The 16,754-nt window shown below is 65.2% G+C and carries 28 protein-coding genes and 1 pseudogene; 1 reads left to right on the top strand and 28 read right to left on the bottom strand.

Annotated elements, in window-relative coordinates:
• Positions 1-3: 3 nt before the first annotated feature.
• From rplQ to rplO, 7 genes are all read right to left on the bottom strand, one after another.
• Positions 4-423, bottom strand: coding sequence for a 50S ribosomal protein L17 (gene rplQ, locus CEF10_RS15380; protein ID WP_101069062.1), 420 nt, complete (start codon positions 421-423; stop codon positions 4-6).
• A 110-nt stretch (positions 424-533) separates the two neighbouring features.
• Entirely contained in the window at positions 534-1,550 is a 1,017-nt protein-coding gene (locus CEF10_RS15375) for a DNA-directed RNA polymerase subunit alpha (protein ID WP_101069073.1), read from the bottom strand.
• Between the two features lie 112 nt (positions 1,551-1,662).
• Positions 1,663-2,061 (bottom strand): 30S ribosomal protein S11, encoded by a 399-nt coding sequence (rpsK, locus tag CEF10_RS15370; protein WP_101069061.1) that lies wholly within the window; start codon positions 2,059-2,061, stop codon positions 1,663-1,665.
• Between the two features lie 15 nt (positions 2,062-2,076).
• On the bottom strand, positions 2,077-2,445 hold the full coding sequence (gene rpsM / locus CEF10_RS15365) for a 30S ribosomal protein S13 (RefSeq protein ID WP_101069060.1): 369 nt from the start codon (positions 2,443-2,445) through the stop codon (positions 2,077-2,079).
• Positions 2,446-2,690: 245 nt separating this feature from the next.
• Entirely contained in the window at positions 2,691-3,266 is a 576-nt protein-coding gene (locus CEF10_RS15360) for an adenylate kinase (protein WP_101069059.1), read from the bottom strand.
• On the bottom strand, positions 3,263-4,627 hold the full coding sequence (gene secY / locus CEF10_RS15355) for a preprotein translocase subunit SecY (protein WP_101069058.1): 1,365 nt from the start codon (positions 4,625-4,627) through the stop codon (positions 3,263-3,265). The genes CEF10_RS15360 and secY overlap by 4 nt, the downstream gene beginning before the upstream one ends.
• Positions 4,628-4,735: 108 nt before the next feature.
• Positions 4,736-5,209, bottom strand: a complete 474-nt coding sequence (rplO, locus tag CEF10_RS15350; RefSeq protein ID WP_101069072.1) for a 50S ribosomal protein L15 — start codon at positions 5,207-5,209, stop codon at positions 4,736-4,738.
• A 189-nt stretch (positions 5,210-5,398) separates the two neighbouring features.
• Between rplO and CEF10_RS15345 the strand changes: the two genes are divergently transcribed.
• On the top strand, positions 5,399-6,148 hold the full coding sequence (locus CEF10_RS15345) for a vWA domain-containing protein (protein ID WP_232796534.1): 750 nt from the start codon (positions 5,399-5,401) through the stop codon (positions 6,146-6,148).
• A 128-nt stretch (positions 6,149-6,276) separates the two neighbouring features.
• On the opposite strand, the gene rpmD is transcribed toward CEF10_RS15345, so the two are convergent.
• The 21 genes and pseudogenes from rpmD to tuf all read right to left on the bottom strand — a co-directional run bounded on the left by rpmD (position 6,277) and on the right by tuf (position 16,729).
• Entirely contained in the window at positions 6,277-6,465 is a 189-nt protein-coding gene (gene rpmD / locus CEF10_RS15340) for a 50S ribosomal protein L30 (protein ID WP_101069057.1), read from the bottom strand.
• Between the two features lie 12 nt (positions 6,466-6,477).
• Positions 6,478-7,059, bottom strand: coding sequence for a 30S ribosomal protein S5 (gene rpsE, locus CEF10_RS15335; protein WP_101069056.1), 582 nt, complete (start codon positions 7,057-7,059; stop codon positions 6,478-6,480).
• A gap of 13 nt (positions 7,060-7,072) precedes the next feature.
• Positions 7,073-7,432 (bottom strand): 50S ribosomal protein L18, encoded by a 360-nt coding sequence (gene rplR / locus CEF10_RS15330; protein ID WP_101069055.1) that lies wholly within the window; start codon positions 7,430-7,432, stop codon positions 7,073-7,075.
• 13 nt (positions 7,433-7,445) lie between these two features.
• Positions 7,446-7,979, bottom strand: coding sequence for a 50S ribosomal protein L6 (gene rplF, locus CEF10_RS15325; RefSeq protein ID WP_101069054.1), 534 nt, complete (start codon positions 7,977-7,979; stop codon positions 7,446-7,448).
• A gap of 11 nt (positions 7,980-7,990) precedes the next feature.
• Complete coding sequence (gene rpsH / locus CEF10_RS15320; RefSeq protein ID WP_101069053.1) at positions 7,991-8,383, bottom strand: 30S ribosomal protein S8; 393 nt, start codon at positions 8,381-8,383, stop codon at positions 7,991-7,993.
• Between the two features lie 12 nt (positions 8,384-8,395).
• Positions 8,396-8,701: a 30S ribosomal protein S14 gene (gene rpsN, locus CEF10_RS15315; protein WP_101069052.1), complete on the bottom strand. Its 306-nt coding sequence runs from the start codon at positions 8,699-8,701 to the stop codon at positions 8,396-8,398.
• A 17-nt stretch (positions 8,702-8,718) separates the two neighbouring features.
• Positions 8,719-9,282 carry a 50S ribosomal protein L5 gene (gene rplE / locus CEF10_RS15310; RefSeq protein ID WP_101069051.1) on the bottom strand — a complete coding sequence of 188 codons (564 nt, stop codon included), beginning with the start codon at positions 9,280-9,282 and terminating at the stop codon, positions 8,719-8,721.
• Positions 9,275-9,586: a 50S ribosomal protein L24 gene (gene rplX / locus CEF10_RS15305; RefSeq protein WP_101069050.1), complete on the bottom strand. Its 312-nt coding sequence runs from the start codon at positions 9,584-9,586 to the stop codon at positions 9,275-9,277. Before rplX ends, rplE begins: the two co-directional genes overlap by 8 nt.
• A 1-nt stretch (position 9,587) precedes the next feature.
• Positions 9,588-9,956 (bottom strand): 50S ribosomal protein L14, encoded by a 369-nt coding sequence (gene rplN / locus CEF10_RS15300; protein ID WP_101069049.1) that lies wholly within the window; start codon positions 9,954-9,956, stop codon positions 9,588-9,590.
• Positions 9,957-10,031: 75 nt separating this feature from the next.
• The gene (gene rpsQ, locus CEF10_RS15295; RefSeq protein ID WP_101069048.1) at positions 10,032-10,262 is read right to left on the bottom strand and encodes a 30S ribosomal protein S17; all 231 of its coding nucleotides are present in this window, start codon (positions 10,260-10,262) and stop codon (positions 10,032-10,034) included.
• Between the two features lie 12 nt (positions 10,263-10,274).
• Positions 10,275-10,478 carry a 50S ribosomal protein L29 gene (gene rpmC / locus CEF10_RS15290; RefSeq protein WP_101069047.1) on the bottom strand — a complete coding sequence of 68 codons (204 nt, stop codon included), beginning with the start codon at positions 10,476-10,478 and terminating at the stop codon, positions 10,275-10,277.
• A gap of 93 nt (positions 10,479-10,571) precedes the next feature.
• On the bottom strand, positions 10,572-10,985 hold the full coding sequence (gene rplP, locus CEF10_RS15285; RefSeq protein WP_101069046.1) for a 50S ribosomal protein L16: 414 nt from the start codon (positions 10,983-10,985) through the stop codon (positions 10,572-10,574).
• A 12-nt stretch (positions 10,986-10,997) separates the two neighbouring features.
• The gene (gene rpsC, locus CEF10_RS15280; protein ID WP_101069045.1) at positions 10,998-11,705 is read right to left on the bottom strand and encodes a 30S ribosomal protein S3; all 708 of its coding nucleotides are present in this window, start codon (positions 11,703-11,705) and stop codon (positions 10,998-11,000) included.
• On the bottom strand, positions 11,705-12,085 hold the full coding sequence (gene rplV / locus CEF10_RS15275) for a 50S ribosomal protein L22 (RefSeq protein WP_101069044.1): 381 nt from the start codon (positions 12,083-12,085) through the stop codon (positions 11,705-11,707). The genes rpsC and rplV overlap by 1 nt, the downstream gene beginning before the upstream one ends.
• 5 nt (positions 12,086-12,090) lie before the next feature.
• The gene (rpsS, locus tag CEF10_RS15270; RefSeq protein WP_101069043.1) at positions 12,091-12,372 is read right to left on the bottom strand and encodes a 30S ribosomal protein S19; all 282 of its coding nucleotides are present in this window, start codon (positions 12,370-12,372) and stop codon (positions 12,091-12,093) included.
• Between the two features lie 3 nt (positions 12,373-12,375).
• Positions 12,376-13,221, bottom strand: a complete 846-nt coding sequence (gene rplB / locus CEF10_RS15265; protein WP_101069042.1) for a 50S ribosomal protein L2 — start codon at positions 13,219-13,221, stop codon at positions 12,376-12,378.
• Between the two features lie 153 nt (positions 13,222-13,374).
• On the bottom strand, positions 13,375-13,671 hold the full coding sequence (locus tag CEF10_RS15260) for a 50S ribosomal protein L23 (protein ID WP_101069041.1): 297 nt from the start codon (positions 13,669-13,671) through the stop codon (positions 13,375-13,377).
• Positions 13,668-14,285 carry a 50S ribosomal protein L4 gene (gene rplD / locus CEF10_RS15255; RefSeq protein WP_101069040.1) on the bottom strand — a complete coding sequence of 206 codons (618 nt, stop codon included), beginning with the start codon at positions 14,283-14,285 and terminating at the stop codon, positions 13,668-13,670. The genes CEF10_RS15260 and rplD overlap by 4 nt, the downstream gene beginning before the upstream one ends.
• A 1-nt stretch (position 14,286) precedes the next feature.
• Complete coding sequence (gene rplC, locus CEF10_RS15250; RefSeq protein WP_101069039.1) at positions 14,287-15,126, bottom strand: 50S ribosomal protein L3; 840 nt, start codon at positions 15,124-15,126, stop codon at positions 14,287-14,289.
• A gap of 13 nt (positions 15,127-15,139) precedes the next feature.
• Positions 15,140-15,448: a 30S ribosomal protein S10 gene (rpsJ, locus tag CEF10_RS15245; RefSeq protein ID WP_057795293.1), complete on the bottom strand. Its 309-nt coding sequence runs from the start codon at positions 15,446-15,448 to the stop codon at positions 15,140-15,142.
• Positions 15,449-15,525: 77 nt separating this feature from the next.
• Positions 15,526-16,729: pseudogene (tuf, locus tag CEF10_RS15240) on the bottom strand (elongation factor Tu).
• Positions 16,730-16,754 lie beyond the last annotated feature (25 nt).

Genomic DNA, 16,754 nt, shown 5'->3' with positions numbered 1-16,754 from the left:
CGGTCACTCCCCGGCGGCTTCCTCGGCCGCCACGCGCGCGCGGTCCGCCGCGCCCTTCGCCTCGGGGTCGCGGTCGACGAACTCGATGATGGCCATCGGGGCCATGTCGCCGTAGCGGAACCCGGCCTTGAGCACGCGGACGTAGCCGCCCTGGCGCTCCTTGTAGCGGGGGCCGAGCACGTCGAACAGCTTGGCGACGTGGGCGTCCTGCTTGAGCTGCGCGGCCGCCTGGCGACGCGCGTGGATGTCGCCGCGCTTGGCCAGCGTGACCAGTTTCTCGGCGACGCGGCGCAGTTCCTTCGCCTTCGGCAGGGTCGTCTTGATCTGTTCGTGTTCGATGAGAGAGCCGGCCATGTTGGCCCACAGCGCCTTGCGGTGCTCGTGGGTCCGGTTGAGCCGGCGGTATCCTCTGGCGTGACGCATTGTCTTGTCTCCTTGGCTTTATGCTTTGTCCGGCCGGCGATGCGTGTCACCGGCTCTCCTTGGGGCGGGATTGCCCGGGGTGACGCGTGGCAGGTGTGCCCTGCCGCGACTCAGAACTGGTCCTCGAATTTCTTGGCCAGTTCCTCGATGTTGTCCGGCGGCCAGTCCTCGACGTCCATGCCGAGGTGCAGCCCCATGCCGGAAAGCACCTCCTTGATCTCGTTGAGCGACTTGCGACCGAAGTTGGGCGTGCGCAGCATCTCGGCCTCGGTCTTCTGGATCAGGTCGCCGATGTAGACGATGTTGTCGTTCTTCAGGCAGTTGGCCGAACGCACGCTGAGTTCCAGCTCGTCCACCTTCTTGAGAAGCAAGGGGTTGAATTCGAGGCCTTCTTCCTCCTCGCCGCGGGCGCCGGTTTCCGGCTCCTCGAAATTGACGAAGATCGAAAGCTGGTCCTGAAGGATGCGCGCGGCATAGGCGACGGCGTCGTCCGGGGTAACCGAGCCATCGGTTTCCACCTTCATGGTCAGCTTGTCGTAGTCGAGCACCTGCCCCTCACGCGTGGGCTGCACGTCGTAGCTTACCTTCTTGACCGGCGAATAGATCGCGTCGACCGGGATAAGGCCGATCGGCGCATCGTCGGGCTTGTTCTTGTCCGCCGAGACGTATCCCTTGCCCGTGTTGACGGTCAGCTCCATGTACAGGTCCGCGCCCTCGTCGAGGTGGCAGATGACGTGATCCTTGTTCAGGATCTCGATGCCTGCACTGTCCGAGATGTCGCCGGCCGTGACCTCGCCGGGTCCCTTCGCGTTGATCGACAACCGCTTGGGGCCTTCCACGTCCATTTTCAGCGAAACGCCCTTGAGGTTGAGGACGATGTCGGTGACGTCCTCGCGCACGCCCGCAACCGAAGAGAATTCGTGCAGGACGTTGTCGATCTGGACGCTGGTGATGGCCGCGCCCTGGAGCGAGCTCAGAAGAACGCGACGCAGCGCGTTGCCCAGTGTAAGGCCGAAGCCGCGCTCGAGCGGTTCCGCGACGACGGTCGCCTGGCGCACCGGATCGTTGCCGGGGCGGACGTCAAGCTGTGTCGGCTTGATCAGATCGGCCCAGTTTTTGTGGATCATGCGTCCCTCCATTCCTGTCCTGTCCCCATGTCCGAAGGACAGAACGCCCGAGGTTCAAAATGACGAAGCGGGGCCGCGTACGGATGACGCGGCCCCGGCTGGAAATTCGCGGTCAGACGCGGCGACGTTTCGGCGGGCGGCAACCGTTGTGCGGGATCGGCGTCACGTCGCGGATCGACGTGATGTTGAAGCCCACCGCGGCCAGGGCGCGCAGCGCGGATTCGCGGCCAGACCCCGGACCCTGAACCTCGACCTCGAGGGTGCGCATGCCGTGTTCCTGCGCCTTCTTGCCGGCGTCCTCGGCGGCCATCTGGGCAGCGTAGGGCGTCGACTTGCGCGAGCCCTTGAAACCCATGGTGCCGGCCGACGACCAGGAGATCGCGTTGCCCTGCACGTCGGAAATCAGGATCTTGGTGTTGTTGAACGAGCTGTTCACATGCGCCACGCCCGTGGCGATGTTCTTGGAGACCTTTTTCTTGCCGCGCGTGGTCTTGCGGGTATCGCGTGCCATTCTCTCTGCCCTCCCTTACTTCTTCTTGCCGGCGATGGGTTTCGCCGGGCCCTTGCGGGTACGGGCATTGGTGTGGGTGCGCTGGCCACGGACCGGCAGGTTGCGGCGGTGGCGTAGGCCACGGTAGCAGCCGAGGTCCATCAGGCGCTTGATGTTCATCTGCACCTCGCGGCGCAGGTCGCCTTCGACCGTGTAGTTGGTGTCGATGTGCTCGCGGACGGCCAGCACCTCGGCATCCGAAAGCTCGTTCACGCGACGCGTCTGGTCGATGCCCGCGGCCTCGCAGATCGACCTGGCCGAGCTCGGGCCGATTCCGGTGATGTAGGTGAGCGCGATGGGAACCCGTTTGTGGGTCGGGATGTTAACGCCGGCGATTCGTGCCAAGTGTCATGTCCTTTCGTTGCGGTTCCGTAATCCCAGAACCTTTTTTCACAACGGAAGCCCGAGGCTTCGCGCCACCGGGCCGCAGCTGATCTGAGGTGATCGAATCCGCCGCTGAATCGCTTCGCGGAATCGGTTTCTCGGTCGAGATACGGCTAACTATTGGGTGAGGCGCGGCGCGTCAACCCCTTGTCAAGTCATTTGTGACGGGCGCCGCGCGGGCACCCGCCCGACGGCTTATCCGGTGCTCAGTCCAGCGCGTCCGAGATCGCCGCGCGCACCTCGTCGATCTCGCCCAGGCCGTCGACCCGGCTCAGTTTGCCCTTGGCATAGTAGTAGCCGATCAGAGGCGAGGTCTTCTTGTAGTATTCCATGAGGCGCTGGCGAACGCTGTCCTCGTTGTCGTCGGCGCGCACCGGCTGACCGGCGGCCCGCGCCTCCTCGGCGCGGCCCACGATCCGCTGGACCAGCGTCTCGTCGTTCACCTGGAGCTCGATCACGGCGTCCAGTGTCTCGCCCGTGTCCGCGAGCAACTCCTCCAGCGCATCGGCCTGCGCCAGCGTGCGCGGGAACCCGTCGAAGATCACCCCGCCCTTCTTGTCGCCCTCCAGCTTCTCGCGGATGAGCCCGATGACGATGTCATCGGTCACAAGGTCGCCGCGGGCCATGACGTCGGCGACGATATTGCCCATTTCGGTGCCCGAATCCTTGGCCTCTCGCAGCATGTCGCCGGTGGAAAGCTGGATCATGTCCCGGCTTTCGGCGAGGAACTGCGCCTGCGTGCCCTTGCCGGCGCCCGGCGGTCCGAGAAGAATGATGTTCATCTGCGTCCTGTCCCCTTCTTGCGAGCGCGCTTCTTTCCCTTGCCGCTCAATTGAGATTTCTCGATCAGCCCTTCGTACTGGTGCGCCAGCAGGTGGCTCTGGACCTGCTGTATCGTGTCCATCGTCACCGAGACCACGATCAGGACCGAGGTGCCGCCAAAATAGAAGGGTATCGCGAATTGGCTACGCAGAACCTCGGGCAGGAGACAAACTGCCGCAAGGTAACCCGAGCCGAGCACGAGCACCCGCGTAACGACGTACTCGAGGTATTCCGCGGTCTTCTTGCCCGGGCGAATCCCCGGCACGAAGCCGTTCTGGTTCTTGAGGTTGTCGGCCACGTCGTCGGGCTTGAACGAAACGTTGTAGGTGTAGAAATACGCGAAGAAGACGATCATCGCGGCAAAGAACAGAAGGTAGAGCGGCTGACCGGGCCCGAAATAGGCCATGATCGTGGACATCAGCGGGCTGGTCTCGTTGCCGGAGAACGTGCTGATCGTCGTCGGCAGCAGAAGCAGGGAACTGGCAAAGATCGCCGGGATCACGCCGGCCGGGTTGACCTTCACCGGCAGGTGCGAACTGCCGCCCTCGTAGATCTTCATGCCTGCCTGCCGGCGCGGATACTGGATGTGGATCTTGCGCAGGCTGCGCTCCATGAACACCACGAAGGCGATCACGGCGACCACCATGATCATCACGCCCACGATGACCGCCGGGCTGATCGCGCCCGACCGGCCCTGGCTGAGGAACTGCGCCAGTGCCGCGGGAACCTCGGCGATGATGCCCACGAAGATGATCAGCGAGATGCCGTTGCCCACGCCGCGCGCGGTGATCTGTTCGCCCAGCCACATCAGGAACATCGTGCCGCCCACCAGCGTGATCATGCACGAGGCGATGAAGAAGATGCCCGGGTCGGTCACGAGATCGCCCGACTGCAGGCTCACGGCCAGCCCGTAGGACTGCAGCGTCGCCAGGCCAACCGTCCCGTAGCGGGTGTACTGGTTGATCTTGCGGCGCCCCATCTCGCCTTCCTTCTTGAGCTGCTCGAGCGACGGCACCATGGCCGCAAGCAACTGCACGATGATGGACGCGGAGATGTAGGGCATGATGCCCAGCGCGAAGATGCCCATGCGGCCCAGCGCGCCGCCGGTGAACATCGACAGCATGCCACCGATGCTCGACTGCGCGCCGGCCATGAACTCGCGCAGCTCGGCGCCGTCGATCCCGGGCACCGGGATGTAGGTGCCCAGGCGATAGACCATCAGCAGTCCGATCGTGAACAGGATGCGGTTGCGAAGGTCCGTGGCCTTGCCGAGGGCAGCCCAGCTGGTGTTGGCCGCCATTTGCTCTGCTGCTGATACCATGCGCCGGTCTCTTTCATGTGACAGCGCCGCCCACGCCGTTTTCCGGCCCAGGCGGCGCTAGGAAAACTGTAGGGTCATGTAAGCGGCGCGGCCGCCGCCCACAACCTCTTATTCGGCCGCCTGCGGGGTCGTGACCGTCAGCGACCCGCCCGCCTGATCGACGGCGGCGACGGCCGCTTTCGACGCGCCGGTGACTTCGAGCGCGAGTTTCGCCGTCACTTCGCCCTTGGCGAGAACGCGAATGCCGTCGCGCTTGCGCCGAACCAGGCCGCTGGCCACCAGCACGTCCTCGGTGATCGGTTGTTTCGCGTCGATCTTTCCGGCGTCCACGAATTTCTGGATCAGGCCCAGGTTCACCACGGCATAGCGCTTTGCGTTGGGCTTGTTGAAGCCGCGCTTGGGCAGCCGCTGGTAGATGGGCATCTGGCCGCCCTCGAAGCCCTTGACAGCCACGCCGGAGCGGGATTTCTGGCCTTTCAGGCCGCGCCCGCCGGTCTTGCCGATGCCCGAGCCCGGGCCGCGGCCGACACGCTTGCGGCTGCGGGTCGCGCCGGCATTGTCGCGCAGTTCGTTCAGTTTCATCGTTCGCTTCTCCTGAAGCCGGATGTGACCCCCGAAGCGCATGGGGCCAAACACGGCATGACTTGGTTGTGAATCGTGGCCGCGAAGCCACCGGGCGCGTATAGACGGGATGACGCCCGCGCGCAAGGGCGGGGCGGCCACCGCGATCTGACGGGTTGATTTTCGCCGCGCCGCGCTAGGACGTAAAACATGAACCGCGCGCGGCGATATCACCTGGCCGGGCTGGCGGGCCTCCTGGCGCTGGCAACCGGCTGGGGGCCACCGGCGCATCGTGCCGACGCCTCCCCCGAATGCGCCCGCGACGCGATGCTGGTCTTCGACGGCTCCGCCTCGATGGGCGAGATCGGCCACGACCCGTCCCGGCCGACCCGGATCGAGGAGGCGCGCGCGGCGATGCGCCGGGCGATGCCGCGGATCACGCCCTACCGCCGCGTGGGGCTTCTGGTCTACGGACCCGGCGGGGCGGATGCCTGTTCGGGTATCGACCTGCGCTTTGCCCCGGCGCCCGATGCCGCCGGGGCGTTGATCGGCGCCATCGGGGCGCTGGCGCCCGGCGGATTGACACCCTTGGCCGCCTCCGTCCGCGCGGCGGCGCGAACCCTCGAGTATCGAGAGCGGCCGGGCATCGTTGTGCTGGTCACCGACGGAAACGAAACCTGCGGCGGGCGGCCCTGCGCCCTGGGCGGTGCGCTTGCCGCCAGCGCCCGCGACCTGACGGTGCATGTCGTGGGCTTTCGCGTGGTTCAGGATCCGTTTTCCTGGAACAGCCCCGAAGCCGACAGCTATGACGGCCAGACCGTCGCGAAGTGCCTCGCGGACCGGACGGGCGGGCTGTACGTGTCCACCGACACCGTCGACGAACTGGCCCAGGCGCTGCGCGTCACCCTGGGCTGCGCCCTTATCGGCCGGGCGCAGGATGTCTCAGGCCGGTCGGGCTGAGCCGCCTGTCACACGCGATTCCCCGAAAAGCAATGCGCCCCGACCGTCTCCGGCCGGGGCGCCTGCGGGGTCATCCTGTCCCGGGTCATTGCCGTGGGCCGGGCTTCAGCCCGGCGCGTGGCCAGCGGTCACCCGCGTTCCTCGACGATCTCGACCAGATGCGGGATCTTGGCGATCATTCCGCGGACGCTGGGCGTGTCTTCCAGCTCGCGCGTCTTGTGCATCTTGTTCAGCCCCAGCCCGACCAGCGTCTGGCGCTGTTTCTCGGGGCGGCGGATGGGCGAACCAACCTGCTTGACGACGATGGTTTTGGCCATGTCTCGCTCTCCTTACGCTTGCGCCGAAGCGTCGGCCTCGGCGGGCTTCTCGGCCGGCTTCTCGTCCTTGCGCAGGATGTCGGCCACCTTCTTGCCGCGGCGCTGCGCGACCATGCGCGGGCTGGACTGGAATTCCAGCGCGTTCAGCGTCGCACGGATCATGTTGTAGGGGTTCTGCGTGCCAACCGACTTGGCGACCACGTCCTGCACACCCAGCATCTCGAACACCGCGCGCATGGGGCCGCCCGCGATGATCCCGGTCCCCTGCGACGCGCTGCGCAGGATCACGCGGCCCGCGCCGTGGTGGCCGAAACCGTCGTGGTGCAGCGTGCGGCCCTCGCGCAGGGGCACGCGGATCATCTTCCGCTTGGCCTGCTCGGTGGCCTTGCGGATCGCCTCGGGCACTTCCTTGGCCTTGCCCTTGCCGAAGCCGACGCGCCCCTTCTGATCGCCCACGACCACCAGCGCCGCGAAGCCGAAGCGCTTGCCGCCCTTGACGGTCTTGCTGACCCGGTTGATCGCGACGAGGCGATCGGCGAATTCCGGTGCGTCGTCGCGGTCGCGACCTCCGCGGCGGGTATCTTCTCTTGCCATTGTCCTCGTCTCCTTAGATCTTCAGGCCGCCTTCGCGGGCGGCGTCGGCCACGGCCTTGATGCGACCGTGGAACAGGAAACCGCCACGGTCGAACTGGGCCTCGGTGATGCCGGCCTTCTTGGCACGCTCCGCGATCGTCGCGCCGACCTTGGTGGCGGCTTCGACGTTGTTCTTGCCCACCATCCCCAGATCCTTTTCAAGGGTCGAGGCCGAGGCCAGCGTCACGCCGCGGGTATCGTCGATCAGCTGCACGCTGATGTTCTTGTTCGACCGGTGCACGCTCAGACGCGGGCAGCCGGCGTTGACCTTGCGAAGCTTGTTCCGAACGCGCAGACGGCGCTTGAGGAACAGTTGTCTTTTGCTGTTTGCCATTTCTCGCGCGTCCTTACTTCTTCTTGCCTTCCTTCTGGAAGATATACTCGCCCTTGTAGCGGATTCCCTTGCCCTTGTAGGGTTCGGGGCGCCGCCAGTCGCGGATGTTGGCCGCGACCTCGCCGACCACCTGCTTGTCGGTGCCCTCGACGACGATTTCGGTCGGCTTGGGCACCGTGATGGTCACCCCGTCGGGCACCTCGAAGTCGACGTCATGCGACAGGCCGAGGTTGAGCTTGAGCGTGTTACCCTGCATCTGCGCACGGTACCCGACGCCCTGGATCTCCAGTTCCTTCTTGAAGGTTTCCTTCGCGCCGTGGACCATGTTCGCGATGATCGTGCGGGACATGCCCCATTGCTGGCGCGCGCGCTTGGACGGGCCGCGCGGCGTGACGGTGATCTGGCCGTCCTCGACCGCGATGGTGACATCGTCGGTGGCGGTGAAGCTCTTGGTGTCCTTGGGGCCCTTGACCTCGATGGTCTGGCCCGCGACAGTCGCCTCCACGCCGTCGGGAAGCGCCACGGGTTGTTTTCCGATACGAGACATCTCAGACCTCCTCAGAATACGGTGCAGAGCACTTCGCCGCCGATGTTCTGGCTGCGGGCGTTGGCATCGGACATCACGCCGCGGGACGTCGAGACGATGGAAACTCCGAGGCCCTGACGCACCTGCGGGATGTCCTTGACACCCATGTAGACGCGGCGGCCCGGCTTCGAGACACGCTTCATCTCGCGGATGACCGGCGTGCCCTCGAAATACTTCAGGCTGACCTCGAGCGCGGGATGGCCGTTCTTGCCTTCCACCTTCTCGTAACCGCGGATGTAGCCTTCCTCGGCCATCACGTCGAGCACCCAGGCACGCAGCTTGGAGCCCGGCACGGTGACCGTCGACTTGTGGCGCATCTGGGCGTTGCGGATGCGGGCGAGCATATCGCCGATAGGATCATTCATCGCAATTCTCCCTTACCAGCTCGACTTCACCAGGCCGGGCGCCTGCCCGTTGGAGCCCAGATCCCGCAGAGCGATCCTGCTGACCTTGAGCTTGCGGTAGTAGGCGTGCGGCCGGCCCGTCAGCTGGCACCGGTTGTGCAGACGGGTCGCCGAGCTGTTGCGCGGCAGCTTGGCCAGCTTCAGGGAGGCGCGGAACCGCTCCTCCATCGGCTTGCTCTCGTCGTTGATGATTTCCTTCAGCGCGGCCCGCTTGGCGGCGTATTTCTCCACCAGGCGCTGACGCTTGCGTTCGCGTTCGACCATTGCTTTCTTAGCCATGTCTCTTCCTTTCCGCCTCAGCTGGTGAAGGGCATGTTGAATTGCTTCAACAGCGCCTTGGCTTCGGCGTCGGTCTGCGCCGTGGTTCCGATGATGATGTCCATGCCCCAGACCTCGTCCACCTGATCGTAGTCGACTTCGGGGAAGACAATGTGTTCCTTGATGCCCATGGCATAGTTGCCGCCGCCGTCGAAGGCCTTGCCCGACACGCCGCGGAAGTCGCGCACGCGCGGCAGGGCGACAGTGATCAGGCGATCGAGGAAGTCGTACATCCGGTCACCACGCAGCGTGACCTTGGCGCCCAGCGGCATGCCTTCGCGCACGCGGAAGCCCGCGATCGAGTTCTTGGCGCGGGTGATGACGGCGCGCTGGCCGGCGATCTTGGTCAGGTCGTCCTGGGCCGCCTTCGCCTTCTTGGAGTCCTTCACCGCTTCGGCGCCGCAACCGATGTTCAGCACGATCTTGTCGAGCCGCGGGATCTGCATGTCGTTGCCGTAGCCGAACTCTTCCTTGAGCGCGGCACGGATGCTGTCGCGGTACTGCGTGCGCAGGCGCGGGGTGTAGCTGGCACTATCAAGCATCGATCACGTCCCCCGTGGTCTTGGCGACGCGCACCTTCTTGCCGTCGCGGAATTCGAAGCCGACGCGGGTGGGCTTGCCGTTCTTGTCGACGATGGCAAGGTTGCTCAGGTCGACCGGCAGCGCCTTGGGGATGCGCCCGCCCTGGCTTTGCTGGCTTTGCTTGGTGTGACGCACGGCCATGTTCACGCCGTCGACCACGGCTTTGCCCGCCGCGGGATCGACGGAGGAAATCGTGCCCTCCTTGCCCTTGTCCTTGCCGGCCAGCACGACGACCTTGTCGCCCTTTTTCAGTTTGGCTGCCATATCAGAGCACCTCCGGGGCGAGCGAGATGATCTTCATGTAACGCTTGGCGCGCAGTTCGCGCACGACCGGCCCGAAGATCCGGGTCCCGATCGGGTCGCCCGCGTTGTTGAGGATGACCGCGGCGTTGCGGTCGAAACGGATGGCGGTGCCATCCTCGCGGCGCACTTCCTTGGCGGTGCGCACGACGACGGCCTTGCGCACGTCGCCCTTCTTGACGCGGCCGCGTGGAATCGCCTCCTTCACGGAGACGACGATCACGTCGCCCACGCTGGCGTACTTCCGCTTGGACCCGCCGAGGACCTTGATGCACTGAACCTTCCGGGCCCCGGAATTGTCAGCGACATCCAGATTGGTCTGCATCTGGATCATGTGGTTTCTCCCGACCTTTGGGGGGCGTCCTTCGCCTGGTCCCCAGGGTTTCGTTCAAACCGGGCTGTTACCGCCTTATTCCGCGATAACCTCCCAGCGTTTCGACTTCGAGTAGGGGGCACACTCTATGATGCGCACGAAATCCCCCTTCTTGAACGCGTTGTTCGCATCGTGCGCGCGGTATTTCTTGGATTTCCGCACGGTCTTTTGCAGAACGGGATGCTTGAACCGGCGCTCGACCGAGACGGTGATCGTCTGGTCGTTGGCGTCGCCGGTCACGGTGCCTTGAAGAATACGTTTGGGCATCTCGCCGGCTCCTTATTCTGCGGCCGCTTGCGCGGCCTTCTCGTTGAGCACGGTCAGAACGCGCGCCGTATCGCGGCGCACCAGCTTCATCCGTGCCGGGTTTTCCAGCTGCCCCGTGGCGGACTGGAAGCGCAGGTTGAACTGCTCCTTTTTCAGCCGCGACAGCTCCTCGCGGAGCTGATCGGGGGTCTTGTCTCTGAGTTCCTTGGCGTCCATCGCCGGTTCCTTTCATCAGAAGTCGCGGGGCCTGCCCCGCGCTTTTCCAACAAAACGAACCCCCGACCGGGTCATCGGGGGCCCGAAAATTCCTTACCAGTCCTCGCGCACCACGATGCGCGTCTTGATCGGCAGCTTCATCGCTGCGAGGCGGAGCGCTTCCTTTGCCACAGAATCGGACACGCCGTCAATCTCGAACATCACGCGGCCCGGCTTGACCTTGGCCGCCCAGAAATCGACGGTGCCCTTGCCCTTGCCCATGCGGACCTCGGTCGGCTTGCTGGTCACCGGCGTGTCCGGGAAGATGCGGATCCAGACCCGGCCCTGACGCTTCATGTGACGCGTCATGGCGCGGCGCGCGGCCTCGATCTGGCGCGCGGTGATCCGCTCGGGCTCGGCCGCCTTCAGGCCGTAGCCGCCGAAGTTCAGCGCTGATCCGCCCTTGGCGTCGCCCTTGATGCGGCCCTTCTGCTGCTTGCGGAATTTCGTACGCTTTGGTTGAAGCATATCCTGTCCTCCTCAGCGGCGGCCGCCGGCGCCACGGGGCGCGGGACCTTCCTGGAGTTCCTGGGTCTTGCGATCGCGGGCCGAGGGATCATGCTCCATGATCTCGCCCTTGAAGATCCAGACCTTCACACCGATGATCCCGTAAGGCGTCTCGGCCTCCGCGTGGGCGTAATCGATGTCCGCCCGCAGCGTGTGCAGGGGCACGCGGCCCTCGCGGTACCATTCCGTCCGCGCGATCTCGGCACCGCCCAGGCGGCCGGCCACGTTCAGGCGGATGCCCTGGGCGCCCATGCGCATGGCGTTCTGCACGGCGCGCTTCATGGCGCGGCGGAACGATACCCGCCGCTCGAGCTGCTGCGCGACCGAGTCGGCCACCAGCGCGGCGTCCAGCTCGGGCTTGCGCACCTCGACGATGTTCAGGTGCAGTTCGCTGTCGGTCATCCTGGCCAGCTTGCGGCGCAGCGTCTCGATGTCCGCACCCTTCTTGCCGATGATGACGCCCGGACGCGCCGTGTGGATCGTCACGCGGCACTTCTTGTGCGGGCGCTCGATGATCACGCGGCTGACACCGGCCTGCCGGCATTCTTCCCCGATGAATTCGCGGATCTTGACGTCCTCGAGCAGGAGGTCGCCGTAATCCTTGGTGTCGGCATACCAGCGGCTGTCCCAGGTGCGGTTCACCTGCAGGCGCATGCCAATCGGATTGACTTTGTTACCCATTAGGCTTGCTCCTCGATTTCACGCACCTTGATGGTCAGCTCCGAGAACGGCTTCTTGATCGCGCCGAACCGGCCGCGCGCCCGCGGGCGACCGCGCTTCATGACCAGGTTCTTGCCGACGTAGGCCTCGGCGACCACCAGATCGTCGACGTCCAGGTTGTGGTTGTTCTCGGCGTTGGCGATCGCGGACTGAAGGCATTTCTTCACGTCCTCGGAAATCCGCTTGCGGCTGAAGGTCAGGTCGTTGAGCGCCTTGTCCACCTTCTTGCCGCGGATCATCGCCGCGACCAGGTTGAGTTTCTGCGGGCTGGTCCGAAGCATGCGAAGTTTCGCCATTGCTTCGTTATCGGCCACGCGGCGGGGGTTCTTTGCCTTGCCCATGACGCTTACCTCTTCCGCTTCGCTTTCTTGTCGGCGGCATGCCCGTAGTACGTGCGCGTGGGGGCATATTCACCGAACTTCTGGCCGATCATCTCTTCGCTGACCAGCACCGGGATGTGCTTCTGGCCGTTGTAGACGCCGAAGGTCAGGCCGACGAACTGCGGCAGGATCGTCGAACGCCGCGACCAGATCTTGATGACTTCGTTGCGCCCCGACTCGCGCGATGCTTCCGCCTTCTTCAGGACGTAAGAATCGACAAAGGGGCCTTTCCAAACAGAACGTGCCATGTCTTACCGGCCCTTCTTCTTTCTGGCGTGACGCGACCGCAGGATGAGCTTCTGCGATGCCTTGTTGGTGTTGCGGGTGCGCATGCCCTTCGTCGGCTTGCCCCAGGGGCTGACCGGGTGCCGGCCGCCCGAGGTGCGCCCCTCGCCACCGCCGTGGGGGTGGTCGATCGGGTTCATGACCACACCGCGCACCGACGGGCGCCGCCCCCGGTAACGGTTGCGGCCCGCCTTGCCGATGTTGATGTTGGCGTTGTCGGGGTTCGACACCGCGCCGACGGTCGCCATGCATTCCTGCCGGACCATGCGCAGCTCGCCCGAGCTCAGGCGGATCTGGGCATAGCCCCCGTCGCGCCCGACGAACTGGGCATATGTGCCCGCCGCCCGTGCCAGCTGGCCGCCCTTGCCGGCCTTGAGCTCGATGTTGTGGACGATCGTGCCGATGGGCATCCCGGTGAACGGCATCGCGTTGCCGGGCTTGATGTCGGCCTTGTCGCCCGAGATGACCTTGTCACCCTCGGCCATGCGCTGCGGCGCCAGGATGTAGGCCTGCTCGCCGTCATCGTATTTGATCAGCGCGATGAAGGCCGTCCGGTTCGGGTCGTATTCGATGCGTTGCACCGTGGCCGGGATGTCGGCCTTGCGGCGCTTGAAATCCACGACGCGGTACAGGCGCTTCACGCCCCCGCCCCGCCTGCGCGAGGTGATCCGCCCGGTGTTGTTGCGGCCGCCCGACTTGTGCAGACCCTCGGTGAGGGCCTTCACGGGGCGTCCTTTCCACAGCTCCGAACGGTCGATCAGCACCAGTCCGCGCTGGCCCGGCGTCGTCGGTTTGTACGACTTGAGTGCCATGCTTTCTGTCTTCCGTCTAGCAAACGCGGGGCATCGGCCCCGCTATGGTTGAAGGCGGCGTTGCCGCCCGGGTCATAGGGCCCCGAAGGTCCCCGGTCGAAAAATCCGTGGCCCCGGCAATGCCGGGGCCACGCGACGAGTCGCGTTTCCCTATCAGAGACCGGTGGTCACGTCGATAGTGTTCCCCTCCTCGAGGGTCACATAGGCTTTCTTGACATCGTTGCGCTTGCCGCGAATGCCGCGGAACCGCTTGTTCTTGCCCTTGGTGATGGTCGTGTTGACAGCCTTCACCTTCACGCCGAACAGGCTTTCCACGGCTTCCTTGATCTGCGGCTTGGAACTGTCCTTGGCGACCTCGAATACGACGGCGCCGGCTTCGGACGCCATCGTCGCCTTCTCGGTGATCACCGGCTTGCGGATGATGTCGTAGTGTTCGGGTTTCGCGCTCATTTCAGTCGAGCCTCCAGTGCTTCGACCCCGGCCCGCGTGAGCACCAGCGTGTCACGGCGCAGGATGTCGTAGACGTTTGCGCCCACCGACGGCAGGACGTCCAGACCCTCGATGTTGCGGGCGGCGCGGGCGAATTTCTCGTCCACCTCCTGCCCGTCGATGACCAGGGCACGCTTCCAGCCCAGGTCGGCGACCTGCTTTGCCAGCGCCTTGGTCTTGCCCTCGGCGGCGGCTTCCTCGATCACGACGAGCTCGCCCGCCTTGGCCTTGGCCGACAGCGCGTGCTTGAGGCCCAGCTTGCGGAACTTCTTGGGCAGGTCGTGGGCATGGCTGCGCGGGGTCGGCCCCTTGTAGATCCCGCCCTTGCGGAAGATCGGCGCGTTGCGGTCACCGTGGCGTGCGCCGCCGGTGCCCTTCTGGCGGTAGATCTTCTTGCTGGAGTACGAGGTCTCAGACCGGGTCTTGACCTTGTGCGTGCCGGCCTGCGCGCGATTGCGCTGCCAGCGGACGACACGGTGCAGGATGTCCGCGCGCGGCTCCAGCCCGAACAGATCGTCGGCCAGCTCGACCGAGCCGGACTTGCCGCCGTCCAGTTTGATCACGTCGAGTTTCATGTCACTGATCGTCCTTCTTCTCGGACTGGATGTCTGCCTCGGCCTCGGCCTTGGCGGCGGCTTCCTCGGCGGCCTGCTCCTCGGCGGCGGCCTGCGCGGCGGCTTCCTCCTCGGCGGCGGCCTGCGCGGCGGCTTCTTCGGCCTGCCGCTTGGCTTCCTCGGCAGCGGACTTCAGGGCCGCGGGCAGGATCGCGTTCTCGGGGAACGGCTTCTTGACCGCGTCCTTGATCGTGACCCAGCCGCCCTTGGCGCCGGGAACCGCGCCCTTGACCATGATCAGCCCCCGCTCGGCGTCGGTCTTGACGACCTGCAGGTTCTGCGTGGTCACGCGGGCCGCGCCCATGTGACCGGCCATCTTCTTGCCCTTGAACACCTTGCCGGGGTCCTGGCACTGGCCGGTCGAGCCGTGGCTGCGGTGCGCGATCGAGATGCCGTGCGTGGCCTCGAGGCCGCGGAAGTTGTGCCGCTTCATGCCACCGGCGAAGCCCTTGCCGATCGAGGTGCCGCAGACGTCCACGAACTGACCCTCGAAATAGTGGTCGGCGGTGATTTCCTCGCCCACGTCGATCATGTTCTCGGGCGCCACCCGGAATTCCGCGACCTTCCGCTTCGGCTCCACCCTGGCGGCCGCGAAATGGCCGCGCAGGGCCTTCGTGGTCCGCTTGGCCTTGGCGGTGCCGGCGCCCAGCTGCACGGCGCTGTAGCCGTGCCGGTCGGGCGTGCGCTGCGCGACGACCTGAAGCTTGTCGAGTTGAAGGACAGTAACCGGAACCTGCCGGCCGTCGTCCATGAAGAGCCGGGTCATCCCGACCTTCTTTGCGATAACACCAGAGCGCAACATTGCCGTGCCCTCCTTACACCGAGATCTGAACGTCCACGCCGGCGGCCAGGTCGAGCTTCATCAGCGCGTCCACCGTCTGCGGTGTGGGGTCGACAATGTCGAGAAGACGCTTGTGCGTGCGGATCTCGAACTGGTCGCGGGATTTCTTGTTCACGTGCGGCCCGCGCAGCACCGTGAACTTCTCGATCTTGTTCGGCAGCGGGATGGGCCCACGGACGTCGGCGCCCGTGCGCTTGGCCGTGTTCACGATCTCCTGCGTGCTGGCGTCCAGCACGCGGTAGTCGAAGGCCTTGAGCCGAATGCGAATGTTTTGGCTTTGCATGTCCTAGCCTTTCGCGGCTTTGGCGTTGATAGGAGGAGCACCGGCGTATCCGGTGCCCCTCGTCGAACCCAAGGGGCTCACTCGATGATCTTTGAGACGACGCCTGCGCCGACGGTGCGGCCGCCCTCGCGGATGGCGAAGCGCAGGCCGTCCTCCATGGCGATGGGCGCGATCAGCTCGACCGAGAACGACACGTNNNNTCAGCTCGACCGAGAACGACACGTTGTCGCCCGGCATCACCATCTCCGTGCCCTCCTTCAGCGTCACCGTCCCCGTCACGTCCGTCGTGCGGAAGTAGAACTGCGGGCGGTAGTTGGCGAAGAACGGCGTGTGACGACCGCCCTCCTCCTTCGTCAGGATGTACGCCTCCGCCTCGAACTTCGTGTGCGGCGTCACGGACTTCGGCTTGCACAGAACCTGCCCGCGCTCCACGTCGTCGCGGTTGATGCCGCGCAGAAGCGCGCCGATGTTGTCGCCCGCCTCGCCCGAATCGAGCAGCTTGCGGAACATCTCGACACCCGTGCACGTCGTCTTGCGCGTCTCCTTCAGGCCGACGATCTCGATCTCGTCGCCAACCTTGATCACGCCACGCTCGACACGGCCCGTCACCACCGTGCCGCGGCCCGAGATCGAGAAAACGTCCTCGATCGGCATCAGGAACGGCTGGTCCTTCGGACGCTCCGGCGTCGGGATGTAGTCATCAACCGCGGCCATCAGCTCCTTGACCTTCTCCTCGCCGATCTCGGGCGTGTTGCCCTCCATCGCCGCAAGCGCCGAGCCGGCAACGATCGGAATGTCGTCGCCCGGGAACTCGTACTCCGACAGAAGCTCGCGCACCTCCATCTCCACAAGCTCCAGAAGCTCCTCGTCGTCGACCTGGTCAACCTTGTTCAGAAACACCACGATCGCCGGAACACCAACCTGGCGCGCAAGAAGAAGGTGCTCGCGCGTCTGCGGCATCGGCCCGTCGGCGGCGTTCACGACCAGGATCGCGCCGTCCATCTGCGCCGCGCCCGTGATCATGTTCTTCACGTAGTCCGCGTGACCGGGGCAATCCACGTGCGCGTAGTGACGGTTGTCCGTCTCGTACTCAACGTGCGCCGTCGAGATCGTGATCCCACGCGCCTTCTCCTCCGGCGCACCGTCAATCTTGTCGTAGGCCTGGAAATCACCGAAATACTTCGTGATCGCAGCCGTCAACGTCGTCTTGCCGTGGTCAACGTGACCAATCGTCCCGATGTTCACGTGCGGTTTCGAACGGTCAAACTTTTCCTTTGCCATCGTGGCCTCCTTGTCTTTTCGGATG

It is taken from the genome of Roseovarius salinarum, assembly GCF_002834145.1.
Classification (GTDB): Bacteria; Pseudomonadota; Alphaproteobacteria; order Rhodobacterales; family Rhodobacteraceae; genus Roseovarius; species Roseovarius salinarum.
This window is presented reverse-complemented; position numbering and strand designations above follow the sequence as displayed.